Source organism: Microbacterium xerophyticum (genome assembly GCF_053543555.1).
Genome location: NZ_JBLVOB010000006.1, coordinates 373,442 through 388,292, shown reverse-complemented (window position 1 = coordinate 388,292; position 14,851 = coordinate 373,442). Strand labels below are relative to the sequence as shown.

At 67.3% G+C, this 14,851-nt stretch carries 16 protein-coding genes and 4 tRNA genes; 13 read left to right on the top strand and 7 right to left on the bottom strand.

Translation table 11 applies throughout. The annotated features are described in order from the left end of the window. On the bottom strand, positions 1–657 hold a 657-nt coding region (locus tag ACNPNP_RS08510; protein ID WP_448965605.1), incomplete at its 3' end, for an SAM-dependent methyltransferase. Further along, positions 654–1,652, bottom strand: coding sequence for an NAD(P)/FAD-dependent oxidoreductase (locus ACNPNP_RS08505; protein ID WP_448965604.1), 999 nt, complete (start codon positions 1,650–1,652; stop codon positions 654–656). The genes ACNPNP_RS08505 and ACNPNP_RS08510, both read right to left, overlap by 4 nt. A gap of 66 nt (positions 1,653–1,718) precedes the next feature. On the opposite strand from ACNPNP_RS08505, the gene ACNPNP_RS08500 reads away from it, so the two are divergent. After that, positions 1,719–2,327, top strand: a complete 609-nt coding sequence (locus ACNPNP_RS08500) for a helix-turn-helix domain-containing protein (RefSeq protein WP_448965603.1) — start codon at positions 1,719–1,721, stop codon at positions 2,325–2,327. On the opposite strand, the gene ACNPNP_RS08495 is transcribed toward ACNPNP_RS08500, so the two are convergent. Both ACNPNP_RS08495 and ACNPNP_RS08490 read right to left on the bottom strand, forming a co-directional pair. Beyond that, positions 2,321–2,884, bottom strand: coding sequence for a dihydrofolate reductase family protein (locus ACNPNP_RS08495; protein ID WP_448965602.1), 564 nt, complete (start codon positions 2,882–2,884; stop codon positions 2,321–2,323). The two genes, ACNPNP_RS08500 and ACNPNP_RS08495, sit on opposite strands and share 7 nt — an antisense overlap. Before the next feature lie 27 nt (positions 2,885–2,911). After that, positions 2,912–2,984: transfer RNA gene (locus tag ACNPNP_RS08490), tRNA-Val, on the bottom strand. A gap of 149 nt (positions 2,985–3,133) precedes the next feature. Between ACNPNP_RS08490 and ACNPNP_RS08485 the strand changes: the two genes are divergently transcribed. The 3 genes from ACNPNP_RS08485 (at position 3,134) to ACNPNP_RS08475 (ending at position 3,430) form a co-directional block, all read left to right on the top strand. Continuing rightward, positions 3,134–3,205: transfer RNA gene (locus ACNPNP_RS08485), tRNA-Gly, on the top strand. A 54-nt stretch (positions 3,206–3,259) separates the two neighbouring features. Beyond that, positions 3,260–3,330, top strand: a tRNA-Cys gene (locus ACNPNP_RS08480). Positions 3,331–3,358: 28 nt separating this feature from the next. Next, positions 3,359–3,430, top strand: a tRNA-Val gene (locus ACNPNP_RS08475). A 51-nt stretch (positions 3,431–3,481) separates the two neighbouring features. On the opposite strand, the gene ACNPNP_RS08470 is transcribed toward ACNPNP_RS08475, so the two are convergent. Next, positions 3,482–4,351, bottom strand: coding sequence for a transposase (locus tag ACNPNP_RS08470; RefSeq protein WP_448965601.1), 870 nt, complete (start codon positions 4,349–4,351; stop codon positions 3,482–3,484). A 405-nt stretch (positions 4,352–4,756) separates the two neighbouring features. Between ACNPNP_RS08470 and thrS the strand changes: the two genes are divergently transcribed. Both thrS and ACNPNP_RS08460 read left to right on the top strand, forming a co-directional pair. Further along, positions 4,757–6,685 carry a threonine--tRNA ligase gene (thrS, locus tag ACNPNP_RS08465; RefSeq protein ID WP_448966152.1) on the top strand — a complete coding sequence of 643 codons (1,929 nt, stop codon included), beginning with the start codon at positions 4,757–4,759 and terminating at the stop codon, positions 6,683–6,685. A 5-nt stretch (positions 6,686–6,690) separates the two neighbouring features. Beyond that, entirely contained in the window at positions 6,691–7,275 is a 585-nt protein-coding gene (locus ACNPNP_RS08460) for an HIT family protein (protein WP_448966151.1), read from the top strand. Between the two features lie 28 nt (positions 7,276–7,303). Here ACNPNP_RS08460 and pdxY read toward each other — a convergent pair whose 3' ends face one another. Both pdxY and ACNPNP_RS08450 read right to left on the bottom strand, forming a co-directional pair. Next, positions 7,304–8,155, bottom strand: a complete 852-nt coding sequence (pdxY, locus tag ACNPNP_RS08455) for a pyridoxal kinase PdxY (RefSeq protein WP_448965600.1) — start codon at positions 8,153–8,155, stop codon at positions 7,304–7,306. A gap of 38 nt (positions 8,156–8,193) precedes the next feature. Beyond that, on the bottom strand, positions 8,194–9,501 hold the full coding sequence (locus ACNPNP_RS08450) for an aminotransferase class I/II-fold pyridoxal phosphate-dependent enzyme (RefSeq protein WP_448965599.1): 1,308 nt from the start codon (positions 9,499–9,501) through the stop codon (positions 8,194–8,196). 96 nt (positions 9,502–9,597) lie between these two features. On the opposite strand from ACNPNP_RS08450, the gene pdxS reads away from it, so the two are divergent. The 7 genes from pdxS (at position 9,598) to ACNPNP_RS08415 (ending at position 14,828) form a co-directional block, all read left to right on the top strand. Then, positions 9,598–10,515 carry a pyridoxal 5'-phosphate synthase lyase subunit PdxS gene (gene pdxS / locus ACNPNP_RS08445; protein WP_448965598.1) on the top strand — a complete coding sequence of 306 codons (918 nt, stop codon included), beginning with the start codon at positions 9,598–9,600 and terminating at the stop codon, positions 10,513–10,515. Beyond that, positions 10,505–11,098 (top strand): pyridoxal 5'-phosphate synthase glutaminase subunit PdxT, encoded by a 594-nt coding sequence (pdxT, locus tag ACNPNP_RS08440; protein WP_448965597.1) that lies wholly within the window; start codon positions 10,505–10,507, stop codon positions 11,096–11,098. Before pdxS ends, pdxT begins: the two co-directional genes overlap by 11 nt. Before the next feature lie 174 nt (positions 11,099–11,272). Further along, a complete protein-coding gene (locus ACNPNP_RS08435; RefSeq protein ID WP_448966150.1) occupies positions 11,273–12,034 on the top strand; it encodes a YebC/PmpR family DNA-binding transcriptional regulator in 762 nt (253 codons plus the stop codon). Between the two features lie 46 nt (positions 12,035–12,080). Further along, a complete protein-coding gene (ruvC, locus tag ACNPNP_RS08430; RefSeq protein WP_448965596.1) occupies positions 12,081–12,665 on the top strand; it encodes a crossover junction endodeoxyribonuclease RuvC in 585 nt (194 codons plus the stop codon). Between the two features lie 9 nt (positions 12,666–12,674). Next, positions 12,675–13,298 carry a Holliday junction branch migration protein RuvA gene (ruvA, locus tag ACNPNP_RS08425; protein ID WP_448965595.1) on the top strand — a complete coding sequence of 208 codons (624 nt, stop codon included), beginning with the start codon at positions 12,675–12,677 and terminating at the stop codon, positions 13,296–13,298. Further along, positions 13,291–14,331, top strand: a complete 1,041-nt coding sequence (gene ruvB / locus ACNPNP_RS08420) for a Holliday junction branch migration DNA helicase RuvB (RefSeq protein WP_448965594.1) — start codon at positions 13,291–13,293, stop codon at positions 14,329–14,331. The genes ruvA and ruvB overlap by 8 nt, the downstream gene beginning before the upstream one ends. Before the next feature lie 71 nt (positions 14,332–14,402). Beyond that, on the top strand, positions 14,403–14,828 hold the full coding sequence (locus ACNPNP_RS08415; RefSeq protein WP_448965593.1) for a preprotein translocase subunit YajC: 426 nt from the start codon (positions 14,403–14,405) through the stop codon (positions 14,826–14,828). The last annotated feature ends 23 nt before the right edge of the window (positions 14,829–14,851 follow it).

The following is a 14,851-nucleotide window of genomic DNA, read 5'->3' as shown; positions in this document are numbered from 1 at the left end:
CCCGAACCGGCGCACGCGCAGCACTGTGTCCAAGAGAGCCACGTCTTCGTCGCCACGCCACTTGGCCGTTCGCTCGACCGCCGTGTTGGTCTCGATCGTCCAGTCGTTCGTCAGGTCGAGCGACGCCAGTACCTCGTCGGACGTGGGAAACGGTGGGATCTCGGTGTCGTGCACATGCTCGGACGTCGGGGGGAACCCTCCGTGCCCGACGATCAGCAGCCTGCCTCCAGGAGCGACGGCGGAGACCGCACGTCGGAGGACCGCATCCCGGGGGAACTCGACGGGGGAGTGCAGGAACGCCGACGTGACGAGGTCGTACTCGTCCGACGGGGACCAGCTCGCCAGATCGGACTGAACCCAATCGATCCGGTCGGAGAGCCCCGCCTTCGCAGCTTCTGAGGCTCCGACCTCGAGAGCGACGGTCGAGATGTCGACAGCGGTGACCCTCCAGCCCCGCTCCGCGAGCCAGAGAGCGTCGGCGCCTTCACCTGATCCGAGCTCGAGCACACGGCCAGGGGCGAGTTCGGACACCTGTTGAGCGACGGTCGCGTTCACGCGCCCGCTCCACATCCGGCCATGCTCCGTGCGGCGGCTCGTGTAGCGCTCGTCCCAGAACCGGGTCGCCTCCGTGGCGATGTCATCCGGCTGGGCCGTCATCGCACGCCCGCATCCTGCTCGGCGTCAACCGCAGCCGCGGCCGCAGCCACTTCTTCTGCGACGAACTCTCCGTTCAGCGCGAGGGCAGCCGTCGCTCCCGAGCCCATCGCGATCGGCACGAGCGCGGCCGGATTCGCGGTGTTGCCCACCGCCCATAGTCCTGGAACACTCGTCCGGCCGAACTCATCCACGGTCGGCCATGAGCCGAACGGCGTCTCCGTGCGCGTTGCGCCGAGCTGCTGCACCACGTCATCGAGCGGCACGAGTCGTGGCTCCGCGAAGAGCGCATCCACCGGCACGACCGTGCCGTCGGCGAGCGCGACTCCGGTCAGCCGATCGCCGTCGGAGGTGACGCCCGAGACCCTCTGATCCTCGAGGCGGATGCCGCGCTGCAGGAGGATGCGCCGCTCGGAGTCGGGGATGGGGTCTGCGAGTGCCGTGAACACCGTGATGTCGTCGGAGTACGAACGCAACATGTGCGCCTTGTGGATTCCAGCGACGGAGCCGAGCAGAACGCCGATCCGCCGACCGGCAGCCTCGTAACCGTCGCAGTACGGGCATGCCACGACGCCCCGACCCCACTGCTCGGCGAGTCCGTCGATCTCGGGAAGCGCGGCGCGGGTCCCCGTGGCGACGATGAGACGACGGGCCACGATGCGAGCGCCGGCGTCGGTGCTGACCTCGAACCCGTCGGGAACAGCCTGGGCATCGACGACGTGTGCAGTGCGGATGACTCCGTCCGCGGCGAGTACTTCGCGCCGCCCATCGGCCACGAGGTCGAGCGGTGAGTAGCCGTCGCGGCTCAGCACGCCGTGCATGTGCGGGGCGAAGCGATTGCGCGGCTGCTGCGCATCGAGCACGAGAACACGTCGTCTGGCTCTGGCGAGGATGAGCGCGGCGCTCAGGCCGGCTGCGCCTCCTCCGATGATCACGACATCCCAGGGCTCTGCGTCGGGGGATGCGGGGACTGTCATGGAACGCTCGTCGATTGTCATGAATCCAGAGTGCGTGAATGATATCGTTGTGGCAAGTATCGATGCCGAATCAGCAAGGAGATGGCTATGCCGGACGACGCGGTCGCACTCATCGGGCCTCGGCTCAAGAGCTGGCGGGAGAAGCGCAGCATGACGCTCGCCGACCTGTCGGATGCGACGGGCATCTCATCGAGCACGCTGTCGCGCCTCGAAGCGGGCAAGCGGGCGCCGAATCTGGAGCTCGTCGTGCCCATCGCCAGGGCGCTGAGGCTGGAGCTCGACGACATCGTTCCGCGCAAGGCGCCGGACCCGCGTGTGGCCCGCACGAGGAAGCGGATGGGGGACACCTGGTACGAATCGCTCTCGCCGGAGTCGAGCCCGGTGCAGACGTACAAGGTCACGTTCCCGCCGAACCCTTCCGGCATCACGGCGGTGCCGGAGCCGAAGGTGCACGACGGTCAGGAATGGCTCTACGTCCTGTCGGGTCGCCTGCGGCTGGTGATCGGCGAACAGGATGTCATCCTCGGGCCAGGGGAGGCCGCCGAGTTCGACACGCGCATCCCGCACTGGCTGTCGGGTGTCGGAGGGCAGCCGACGGAGGTGCTGTCGATCTTCAGCAAGGAGGGCAAGCGCATCCATCTGCGTGCGCGCACCGATGCTCCGACCGCGGACAGAGTCGCGAACGCATCTCAGTGATCGAGCGCGCGCCGGTAGTGCATCGCGACGACCCCGTTGCGCATCGGCGTCGCTGAGATCAGGTCGAGGCGCCTCGTGTCGGGGAGCCCGCTTCGGTACAGCGTGGGGCCCCGGCCGGCGATCATGGGATGGACGAGGAACTTGTATTCGTCGATCAGCCCCAGCCGGTCCAGTTCGACCGCGAGTCCACCGCTGCCGAGCAACACACCGGCCGCAGTCGCGTCCTTGAGCTCTTGCACGCCCGCGCGCAGGTCGCCGGCGATGCGATGACTGTTCATCCACGGGAACTCTTGTCGCGCGGACGACACCACGTACTTCGGTTTGGCGTCCAGCTTGACCGCCCAGTCGCGCATCGCCAGCGACGCTTCCTCATCGCCGCGGGCGATCGCCGGCCAGGAGCTCTCCATCATCTCGTAGGTGACGCGGCCCCACAACATCGCCCCGGCCTTGTCCATGAGCTGGGTGAAGTAGGCGTGGGTCTCGTCGTCGGCGATGCCCACTTGATGGTCGACGCATCCGTCCAGAGTGACGTTGATGCTGAATGTCAGCAGTCCCATGCGGGGATTCTAGAGCTGAGAGTACGGTGGGCGATACCGGACTCGAACCGATGACCTCTTCCGTGTGAAGGAAGCGCGCTACCAACTGCGCCAATCGCCCATGACCCAGGGGGTCGAGAAACGATATTACCTGAACGTCGCACGCGCTCATGACCAAACCGCATGACACGCGCGAGATCGGGTTTCGGTTTTGCGGGATCGAGATGATCGGCTAATGTTTTACAAGTGCCCGGTGCAGCCGGACACAACGCGGATGTAGCGCAGTGGTAGCGCATCACCTTGCCAAGGTGAGGGTCGCGAGTTCGAATCTCGTCATCCGCTCGAGTGCAGGAGTCTCTTTCTGAGGGGCTCACGGCACGTGGGGTCAATCCACACGGTGGCGTGGCCGAGCGGCTAGGCACCGGCCTGCAAAGCCGTTTACACGGGTTCGAATCCCGTCGCCACCTCGTCGCTTCAACTTAATAGCCTGAACAGGCGCGATTGGCGCAGCGGTAGCGCGCTTCCCTGACACGGAAGAGGTCACTGGTTCGATCCCAGTATCGCGCACACTGAAACCCCCGGCTCGCCGGGGGTTTTGTCGTTGGACCGTGCGGCTGATCACAACCTATCCAGCACGCCCCGAGCGTCGTCGAGCGCTCGCTGCGCGGCCGTCACGGGCTCATCGGCAGCTGATCGGACTTTCTCGGCCTCGGCGATGTCTGCGCGTGCCTCGTCGGCCTGCTCGCGCCGCAGCGCGAGTTCCGTCTCGAGCTCGTCGATCTGAGCCGTCAGCCTCTCGACGCGCGTGCCGGCCTCGCTGAGTGCGCGCTCCGCGTCTGCCTGACGTCGCTCGGCCGCGGCCAGTGCGCGCTCCGCATCGTGCACGGCCTGCTCCGCGTGACGCCGTTCGCGACGCGCGCTGACCTCGTCGACTGGAGCCGTCGCCGGCTGCGGTGACGGAGCCGCGCCGCCCCCTGTCAGCTCTGCAGGCTCGAAAGAGCCCGATCCCGATGGCTCGAGTTCGCGGATCAGTCGACCGGAGGCGACCGCCGCAGCGGCATCCGGATCGAAGAAAGCGGCGTTGATGGTCTGCCGAACAGCATCCGACGTGGTCGCCGACACGCGAGCGCCGCGTGCCTTCGCCAGCTCGACCGCGCTCTGAGCCAGCCGCGAGGTCAATGCGCGGCGTTGCCGCCCGAGCGTCGCCAGTGCCTGGGCATCGAGGTCCGCCTGAGCCTCGCGGAGCTCTTCGGCCAGCTGAAGGGCTTCGCCGAGCTGCGCGGATCGCTCTCGCGCGAAGACGTTCACGACCCAGGCGGCGACCGAGGGCTTCCGGAGTGAATTGATCCCCGCCGCCAGGTCGCGATCCGGCGTGGCCTTCGCGCGTGCATCCCTGGCCGAGACGAATTCATCCAGCGGCCCGACGTAGAGCTCGCCGGCGATCTCCTCCAGCGACATGTTCGCATCGTCCGCCATCGCGTCACCCATCGGCATCCGTCATGAATCGGCCGCTCATGCCAGCGACCCTACTCCGAGGAACCGGTGCGTTGAACCCATACCCTCCTCGCAGCGGCAGCCGCACTGCGCCGTGTGTGAGAGAATTGAGATGTTCACGCGTCGTCCCTTCTAGACGAACGTGATCGCCGCTCCCGTGGACTTCCACTCCACGGGAGCACTTTTCGTTAACGCGGACGGCGCTCAAGGCGCGAACGATCACCCCGTCGTGTGCGCCCGAGACACGCCCGAGGCACAGTGCGCGGCTGCGTGCGGGCGTGAAGCCGGTGCTCTCGAGGCGAGTAACCTGGTGAGGACCCCGAAATGGAGTGATCAGTGCCTGAAAACGCCCAGCCGACAGACGGCTTCGCCTTGTTCTCCGACCGATCCGTCGTCGCGATGCGCGTCAACGGCGAGCTGAAGGACCTCGCGACCACCGTGACGACGACCGACGAGGTCGAGCCGGTCACGATCGACAGCGAAGACGGCCTCGCGATCCTGCGGCACTCGACGGCCCACGTGCTCGCTCAGGCGGTGCAGCGCATCAACCCTCAGGCGAACCTCGGCATCGGCCCGCCGATCACCGACGGTTTCTACTACGACTTCGGGGTCGAGACGCCGTTCACTCCCGAGGACATCAAGGCGATCTCGAAGGAGATGCAGCGCATCGTGCGCGAGGGCCAGCGCTTCGTGCGCCGCGTCGTCACCGACGATGAGGCGCGCGCCGAACTCGTGAACGAGCCGTTCAAGCTCGAGCTCATCGGACTCAAGGGCGGCAACAAGGAGGCCGCCGAGGGCGCATCCGTCGAGGTCGGTGCCGGCGAGCTGACGATCTACGACAACACCACGAAGGACGGCGAGGTCGTCTGGAAGGACCTGTGCCGCGGACCGCACCTGCCCAGCACCCGCATGATCGGCAACGGCTGGGATCTCACCCGCATCGCCGCGGCCTACTGGCGCGGCAGTGAGAAGAACCCGCAGCTGCAGCGCATCTACGGCACCGCGTGGCCGACCAAGGATGAGCTCCGGGCCTATCAGCACCGCCTGGAAGAGGCTGCCAAGCGCGACCACCGCCGCCTCGGCAAAGAGCTCGACCTCTTCTCCTTCCCCGAGGAGATCGGCTCCGGCCTGTCGGTCTGGCACCCGCGCGGCGGCATGATCCGCGGCGAGATGGAGCAGCACGCGCGCAAGCGCCACATCGAGGGCGGATACACCTACGTGTACACCCCGCACATCTCGAAGGAAGACCTGTTCCTCACGTCGAATCACCTCGTCACGTACAAGGACGGCATGTTCCCGCCGATCGTGATGGACGAGGAGCGCGACGAGGACGGCGAGATCACCAAGCAGGGCCAGGACTACTACCTGAAGCCCATGAATTGCCCGATGCACATCCTGATCTACAAGGAGCGCGCCCGCAGTTACCGTGACCTCCCGCTGCGCTTCGCGGAGAACGGCACCGTGTACCGCAACGAGCTCTCCGGCGCCCTGCACGGGCTCACCCGTGTGCGCGGCTTCACGCAGGACGACTCGCACCTCTTCGTCACCCCGGATCAGCTTGAAGACGAGGTCGCGAAGGTCCTCGAGTTCATCCTGTCGATGCTCCGCGACTTCGGACTCACCGACTTCGAACTCGAGCTGTCGATGAAGGACGATGAGAAGTCCAAGTGGATCGGCTCTGACGAGTTCTGGGAATCGTCGACCGACGCGCTGCGGCGGGTCGCCGTGGCATCCGGGCTCAAGCTCACCGAGGTACCTGGCGAAGCGGCCTTCTATGGCCCCAAGATCGACCTGAAGACGCGCGATGCGATCGGCCGCACGTGGCAGCTGTCCACCGTGCAGGTCGACCCGAACCTGCCAGAGCGCTTCGACCTCGAGTTCATGGACAAGGACGGGCAGAAGAAGCGCCCGATCATGATCCACCGCGCGCTGTTCGGTTCGATCGAGCGTTTCTTCGCGATCCTTCTCGAGCACTACGCCGGTGATTTCCCGGTGTGGCTCTCGCCGGTGCAGGTCGTCGGCATCCCCGTCGCGGACGATTTCGCCGATTACCTCGGCGACGTGATCACGACTCTGCGCGACGGCGGCGTGCGCGCCGAGCTCGACGTGTCGGATGACCGGATGCAGAAGAAGATCCGCACCCACACCACGGGCAAGGTGCCGCTGATCCTCATCGCGGGGGAGAAGGACCGGGATGCCGGTACCGTCTCGTTCCGTTTCCGTGACGGTACGCAGGAGAACGGCGTGCCGATCGCGGATGCCGTGTCCCGCATCCGCACGGCGATCGACACCCACGCACTCGTGCACACCGTGGAGGACCTGGCGTGACCTCGATGCCGGACCCGTCGAACTCCGAGGCCGCGTCGGGGATCGATGCGTCCGGCATCGCCGCGGAGGATGGCGCGCACCTCGCCGGTATCCCCGACCAGTTCCAGCGACTGTGGACGCCGCACCGCATGGCGTACATCCAGGCGGGCCCGCAGCCCATGCGCGACGAGTGCCCGTTCTGCGAGGCGCCGAAGCACCCGGACACAGAGCGGCTCATCGTCGCCCGCGGTGAGACGGCCTACGTGCTGCTGAACCTGTTCCCGTACAACTCCGGACACCTGCTCGTGTGCCCGTACCGCCACATCGCGACGTACGACCAGGCCACGACTGAGGAGGTCGCCGAGATCGGTGCCCTCACGCAGACCGGCATGCGGGTGCTGCGAGAGGTGTCGAACTGCGACGGCTTCAACCTGGGCATGAACCAGGGCGCGGTCGCCGGTGCGGGCGTCGACGGACACCTGCACCAGCACATCGTGCCGCGCTGGGAGTCGGACGCGAACTTCTTCCCGATCATCGCCAAGACCAAGGCGCTGCCGCAGCTGCTCGGGCAGGTGCGCGAGGCGGTCGCGCACGCCTGGCCGCAGACCTGACCGGCAGCAGGGCCGACCGGCGACCGGGTCAGCGCACCTGACGTGCGGTGAACTGCATCTTCGGGTGCGCGTACGACTCCTGGGCCTCGATGAGCTGCAGTTCGCGATCACCGGAGTCCAGCGTCATCTGCAGCAGGTCGAACACGCTTGACGCCGTGCGCTCGAGGGCGGTCTTCGCGCTGCCCGTTTCGACGTAGTGGGCCGTGAACAGCGCCGCCGTCACGTCACCCGAGCCGTTCGCCTTCATCGGCAGGAACGGCGTCTGCACGATCCACGCCCCGGCGTCGTCCGCCGCGAGCATCTCGATGGTGCCCTCTTCGCGATCGGGACGCTCGACGCTCGTGACGAGCACGGTCGACGGCCCCAACGCACGGGCGGCGTCGACCGACGCGAGCGTCGACTCCAGCGTGTCCGGTTCGGTGCCGGTCAGGAAACCCAGCTCGAACTGGTTGGGGGTGATGATGTCGGCGACCGGCACGACGCGCTCGCGCAGAAGCTCAGGGATCGCCGGTGCGACGAAGCATCCCGACTTCGCATTGCCCATGACCGGATCGCAGGCGTACAGCGCCTTCGGGTTGGCGGCCTTGACGCGCGCGACGGCGTCGATGATGACATCGCCGATGCCCTCGCCGCCCTGATAACCAGAGAGGATCGCATCGACCTGTGCGAATGCGCCACGCTCCTCGATTCCGGTGATGACGTCGGCGACGTCACTCGGATCGATCAGCGGTCCGCGCCACGCGCCATAACCGGTGTGGTTGGAGAAGTTCACCGTGTAGACGGGAAGCACGTCGACGCCGATGCGCTGCAGGGGGAACACCGCGGCGGAATTGCCGACGTGGCCGTAGGCGACAGCTGACTGGATCGATAGGATCTTCATCCTTCGATCTTCTCACTGCCGAGCCCGTGTCACGCACGTCAGCGCACCGCACCGGCGATGTCGAGCACCAGTTGTTCGGCCTCTTCATCCGTCAGATCGTGCACGGTGAGCCGCAGATGACGCGAGGGCGTCTCCGCGTCGGTGAGCGAGAACCCGTCCCCGGTGCGCACCAGCCACCCGCGACGCATGAGTCGTTCCGATACCGTCTGCGCGGGGATCGGGAGCTCGACCCAGAGGTTCATCCCGTCCACATGACGGGTCTCGATCCCGTGGTCGCACAGCTGCTGAGCGAACGCCGCATTGCGCTCGGCGTAGTGCGCACCGGCTGCACGTATCGCTGCGCGCACATCGTCGTCGGCGAGTAGTCCCCGCGTCAGACGCTGCAGCAGGTGGCTCACCCAGGTGGTACCGGGACTCAGGCGCATGGCGAGCCGCTCGGCGGTCTCAGGGTCGGTGGCAGCGACGGCGAGACACATGTCGGGCCCCAGGAACTTCGACACCGAGCGGAGCAGCGCGAAGCGCTTGTGATCCGGACCGATCAGGCTCTCGTATCCGCGCGACGACAGCATGGAGAAGTGATCGTCCTCGATGATCAGGACGTACGGATGCTCCGCGAGCAGCTCCCGCAACGCGGCAGCCCGCGCCGGGGACAGACTCGCCCCGGTCGGATTCTGGGCGCGGGGCGTGCAGATGATCGCCCTGACGCCGGCATCCAGCGCCGCGCGCACGCCCTCGACCGTCATCCCCTCGTCGTCCACCGGCACAGGCACCGCTCGATAGCCGCCGAGGCGGACGGTGTGGATGCTGGCAAGGAAGCACGGATCCTCCAGCGCCACGGCGTCATCGCGCATCAACGCCTGAGCGAGCAGGCGCTCGACGGCATCGACCGCTCCACTGGTGACGGTGATGCGGAACTCGTCCGAGGGGAGATCGGGGGAGATCCACTCGCGGGCCCACGCCTCAAGGCCCGTGTCGATCACGGGCTCGCCGTAGAGCACCGGACGCCCGGCGACCGTGGCCAGTACCGGAGTGGGGTCGGGGATGAGCCGCGGGTCTGGATTGCCGGTGCCGACGTCGCGCAGCACGGTGTCTGCGGCGTAGCCCTCCTGGGCGACCGCATCGTGCGCGACGAGCATGGTTCCCGCGCGTCCGCGGCTGACCACGAGTCCCGCCTGCGCGAGCTGCCGGTACGCAGCGACGGTGGTGTTGCGGTTGACCCCGAGTCGTGCGGCGAGTTCGCGCACAGGGGGCAGCATGGCGCCGGGACGCAGCACCCCGCGATCGCGGAGTTCGCGCACGCTCGTCGCGATGTCGGACGCCGTGGTCCCCGTGATCTGGTCGTTCATGTCACCCCTCGACATGTGAGTCTACGGGGCACGGCGACAGTGGTATCTTTTGGCATAGATCAAAGTGCAAGTTTGGATACCCGGAAGGAACAGCTCATGGCTGCAGACCAGAACCCCGCCGTCGGCCAGAACCCCACGACGGGGTCGTCCCGCGTCAAACGCGGTCTCGCCGAGATGCTCAAGGGCGGCGTCATCATGGACGTCGTCACCGCAGAGCAGGCGAAGATCGCCGAGGATGCCGGTGCCGTCGCCGTGATGGCTCTGGAGCGCGTCCCCGCCGACATCCGCGCACAGGGCGGTGTGTCGCGCATGAGCGACCCGGACATGATCGACAGCATCATCGAAACCGTGTCCATCCCGGTCATGGCGAAGGCCCGCATCGGCCACTTCGTCGAGGCGCAGGTGCTGCAGGAGCTGGGTGTCGACTACATCGACGAGTCCGAGGTGCTCTCGCCGGCCGACTATGTGAACCACATCGACAAGTTCGGCTTCAAAGTCCCGTTCGTCTGCGGTGCGACCAACCTGGGCGAGGCGCTGCGGCGCATCAACGAGGGCGCGGCGATGATCCGCTCCAAGGGAGAGGCGGGCACCGGCGACATCTCGGAGGCCATGAAGCACATCCGCAAGATCCGCGGTGAGATCGCCGCTCTCACCGCTCTGCCCAAGGACGAGCTGTTCGTCGCCGCCAAGGAGCTGCAGGCGCCCTACGAGCTGGTCGCCGAGATCGCCGAGACGGGAAAGCTCCCCGTCGTGCTCTTCGTCGCGGGCGGCGTGGCCACACCGGCGGATGCCGCGATGATGATGCAGCTCGGCGCGGACGGCGTGTTCGTCGGTTCCGGCATCTTCAAGTCGGGCAACCCCGCAGAGCGCGCCGCCGCGATCGTCAAGGCCACGACGTTCTACGACGACCCCAAGGCGGTCGCCGAAGTGTCGCGCGGGCTCGGTGAGGCCATGGTCGGCATCAACGTGTCCGATCTGCCCGCACCTCACCGCCTCGCCGAGCGTGGCTGGTAACCCCACCGTCGGGGTCCTGGCGCTGCAGGGCGACGTGCGAGAGCACGAGCGAGTGCTGCACGACCTCGGGGCGGACGTCATCCGTGTGCGCCGTCCGGAGGAGCTTGCACAGATCGATGGCCTCGTGATCCCCGGCGGGGAATCGAGCGTGATCGACAAGCTTTCGCGGATGTTCGGTCTGCAGCATCCGATCCGCGAAGCGATCCGCGACGGGATGCCGGTGCTCGGTACGTGCGCCGGTCTCATCATGCTCGCCGACAGCCTCGTGGACGCCATCGAAGGGCAGGAGTCGTTCGGCGGACTCGACGTCGTCGTGCGGCGCAACGCGTTCGGACGGCAGGTCGAGTCGTTCGAAGCGGTCCTCGATGTGCCGGCGCTCGGGCCAGAACAGGTGCGTGCGGCGTTCATCCGCGGGCCCGTCATCGAGCGGGTAGGGCCGAAGGCGACCGCGCTGGCCAGCCTGGAGGACGGCCGAGTCGTGGCTGTCGAGCAGGGCGCGCTGATCGGCATCAGCTTCCACCCCGAGATCACCGGGGAGACGCGCTTCCACGAACGGTTCCTGTCGGCCGTGCATTCTCGTTGACCCGTACACCTGTCGGCTCAGATCGCGGATGTCGGCAGAAACACCGCATTATCGGCTGACAGGTGTGATTCCTACTGACATGTGTGTCCGTCCCATCCGGTGCGCCGGACGGGATTCGTTAGAATGGACGACGCGCTGCGACGTCAGCAGGGCGGATACGACGAGCGGAGACATATGTCCGGGCATTCAAAGTGGGCGACGACCAAGCACAAGAAGGCGGTCATCGACTCCAGGCGCGCGAAGTCGTGGGCCAAGCTCATCAAGAACATCGAGGTCGCGGCGAAGCTCGGCGGCGCCGACATGGCCGGCAACCCGACGCTGTTCGACGCCGTGTTCAAGGCGAAGAAGATGTCGGTGCCGAAGGACAACATCGACCGTGCGGTCAAGCGCGGTGCGGGCATCGGCGGCGAGAGTGTCGAGTACACCTCGATCATGTACGAGGGCTACGGCGCGAACGGCGTCGCCCTGATGATCGAGTGCCTCACCGACAACAAGAACCGTGCGGCAGCCGAGGTGCGCACCACACTCAGCCGCAACGGCGGCACTCTGGCAGACCCGGGCAGCGTCGCCTACAACTTCACGCGCAAGGGCGTCATCGTCGTCGGATCAGAGGGCACGACAGAGGATGACGTCATGATGGCGGCACTCGAGGCCGGCGCCGAGGAGATCGAGCCGCACGCCGAGGGCTTCGAGGTCATCACCGAGGCATCCGACCTCGTCGCCGTGCGCACGGCGCTGCAGGACGCGGGCATCGACTACGAGTCAGCCGACGTCGAGTTCGTGCCGAATCTCAAGGTCGAGATCGACGCAGACACCGCACGCAAGATCTTCCGCCTGATCGACGCCCTCGAAGACAGCGAGGACGTGCAGAACGTCTACAGCAACTTCGACCTGAGCGCAGAGGTGCAGGCCGAACTCGAGAACAGCGAAGACTGAGGCGCGCCGTCGGAGCCGTCGCTCTCCCGGCGCGTACGCTGGGGGAGTGGCGGCTTCTTCTCTGCGGGTTCTGGGCATCGACCCCGGTCTCACCCGATGCGGTGTCGGCGTCGTCGACGTCGACCGCTCGCGCCGCGGCAGTCTGGTGCACGTCGGTGTCATCCGCACCCCGCCCGACATGCCGATCGGCGATCGTCTCGCCGCCGTAGCCACCGGGATCAGGGCGGTCCTCGAGCAGCATCGACCGGATGCCGTCGCCGTGGAGCGCGTCTTCGCGCAGCACAACAGTCATACGGTGATGGCCACGGCGCAGGCGAGCGGCGTCGCGCTCCTGCTCGCAGCAGAAGCGGGCCTGCCCGCTGCGACGCACACGCCGAGCGAGGTGAAGGCCGCAGTGACCGGTTACGGCTCGGCTGACAAGAAGCAGGTGCAGGCGATGATCGCCCGCATCCTGCGTCTCGATGCGCCGCCGCAGCCCGCCGATGCGGCCGACGCTCTGGCGATCGCGCTCTGCCATGCCTGGCGCAGAGGCGGTGCCGCGCCCGGCGTCTCAGAGACGCTGACCCCGGCGCAGCGCGCGTGGGCGGATGCCGAGCGTGTCGCTCGAACATACATACGATCGGGCTCGTAGGCTGGGAAGATGATCTCCTCGCTGCACGGGACCGTGCTCTCCACAGGTGCAGACCATGTCGTGATCGAGGTCGGCGGCGTGGGGTTCTTCGTCTTCGTCCCCGGTGACGTCGCGCACACCAGCCGCGTCGGCGAGCAGCTGCGCCTGCACACGAGCCTGATCGTGCGCGAGGACGCCCTGACTCTCTTCGGCTTCGCGGAGCCTCTCGAACTGGAGGTGTTCGGACACCTGCTGAGCGTCACCGGCGTCGGCCCGAAATCGGCGCTCGGGGTGCTCGGCCACCTCACGGTCGACCAGATCGCGGCTGCGGTCGGCGACGACGACGATGCGCCGTTCCGGCGCGTGTCAGGGATCGGTCCGAAGACGGCGAAGCTCATCGTCGTGCAGCTCGCAGGCAAGCTCAAGGCGCCGGCGGCACGGGCTGCGGAAGCACGCTCGGGGACCGGGACGGATGTCGTCGCCCAGCTGACCGCCGCCCTGGTGGGTCTCGGGTGGTCCGAGAAGGTCGCCGGCGAAGCCGCGACGGAGACCGCCGAGGCGGCCAGCGACGCCGATCGTCAGTCCGTGTCTGCCCTGCTGCGTCAGGCCCTCGCCGCGCTCGGCCCGGCCAAGTCGGGAGCAGCCCGTGGCTGAGGAGAGCGCGTTCGAGGGCAGGAGCTCCGAGCCCATCGATGAGGCGGAGCTCGCGATCGAAGGGGCGCTGCGACCCGGCAGCCTCGGCGAGTTCGTCGGACAGCCGAAGGTGCGCGGCCAGCTGCAACTGCTGCTCGACGCCGCGCGCATCCAGAACCGCTCACCCGATCACATCCTCCTCGCGGGCCCTCCGGGCCTCGGCAAGACCACCCTCGCGATGATCGTCGCGCATGAGAGCGAGCGCCCGCTTCGCCTCTCCAGCGGTCCTGCGATCCAGCACGCCGGCGACCTCGCCGCGCTGCTGTCGAGCCTGGTGCCCGGCGAAGTGCTGTTCATCGACGAGATCCACCGCATGGCGCGCTCCGCGGAAGAGATGCTCTATCTCGCGATGGAGGACTTCCGCATCGACATCATGGTCGGCAAGGGCGCCGGTGCGACCAGCATCCCGCTGGATCTCGCGCCGTTCACTCTCGTGGGCGCGACGACGCGCTCCGGCCTCCTCCCGAACCCGCTGCGCGACCGGTTCGGCTTCACCGGTCACCTCGAGTTCTACGACGACAGCGACCTCGAGAAGGTCATCGACCGATCGTCGAGCGTGCTGGGCGTGTCGATGCCAGGCGATGCACGTGCGGAGATCGCACGGCGCTCTCGCGGCACACCGCGCATCGCCAACCGGCTGCTGCGGAGAGTGCGCGACTACGCGCTGGTGCACGGCGAGCACGGATCGGCATCGATCGGCGAGGTGCGTGCAGCGCTCGAACTCTACGACGTCGACCCGATCGGGCTCGATCGCCTGGATCGCGCAGTGCTCGACACCCTCGTGCGCCGATTCCGCGGCGGCCCGGTCGGGCTCAGCACTCTGGCGGTCGCAGTGGGCGAGGAGGCCGAGACGGTCGAGAGCGTCGTCGAGCCCTTCCTCGTGCGGATCGGTTTCCTCGGACGCACGCCGAGGGGACGTGTGGCGATGCCCGAGGCATACGAGCACCTCGGCCTCCAGCATCCGGAGACCGCCGCATTGTTCGATGACCTATAATCGCTGAAGGCTTCCCCCGACCCCCTCTGCGCGTCCATCGATGGCGCGCGCACTTTGAAAGGCTTCGCCTGATGGAAATCGTCCTCTTCGGACTCCTCGCAGTTCTCCTCGTCTTCATGTTCATCAACACGCGCAAGCGTCAGAAGCAGATGAAGGCCGAGCAGGAGGAGAAGGCCACCAAGACCGTTCCCGGTGTCAAGGTGCTGATGCAGGGCGGCCTCTACGGCACGATCGTCGCGTACGACGCCGATGATCTCGACTCGCCCGCACTCGTCGAGATCGCTCCCGGCACCATCATCGAGGTGCACAGCCAGGCGATCCTGCGCATCGTCGAGCCGAAGGATGCCGTCACGGACGCCGAGGACGCCGACGCCGAGGTCGACGCCGACGAGATCGTCGAAGAGCCGCAGGCCCCGCTCGAGTCGCCTGCCGCTCCGTCGCTCGAGACCCCGGAGGAGACCCGCGCTCGTCTGGACCGCGACTCCGACGACAAGTAGTCCTCAGCCCCGCCGCCCGGCAT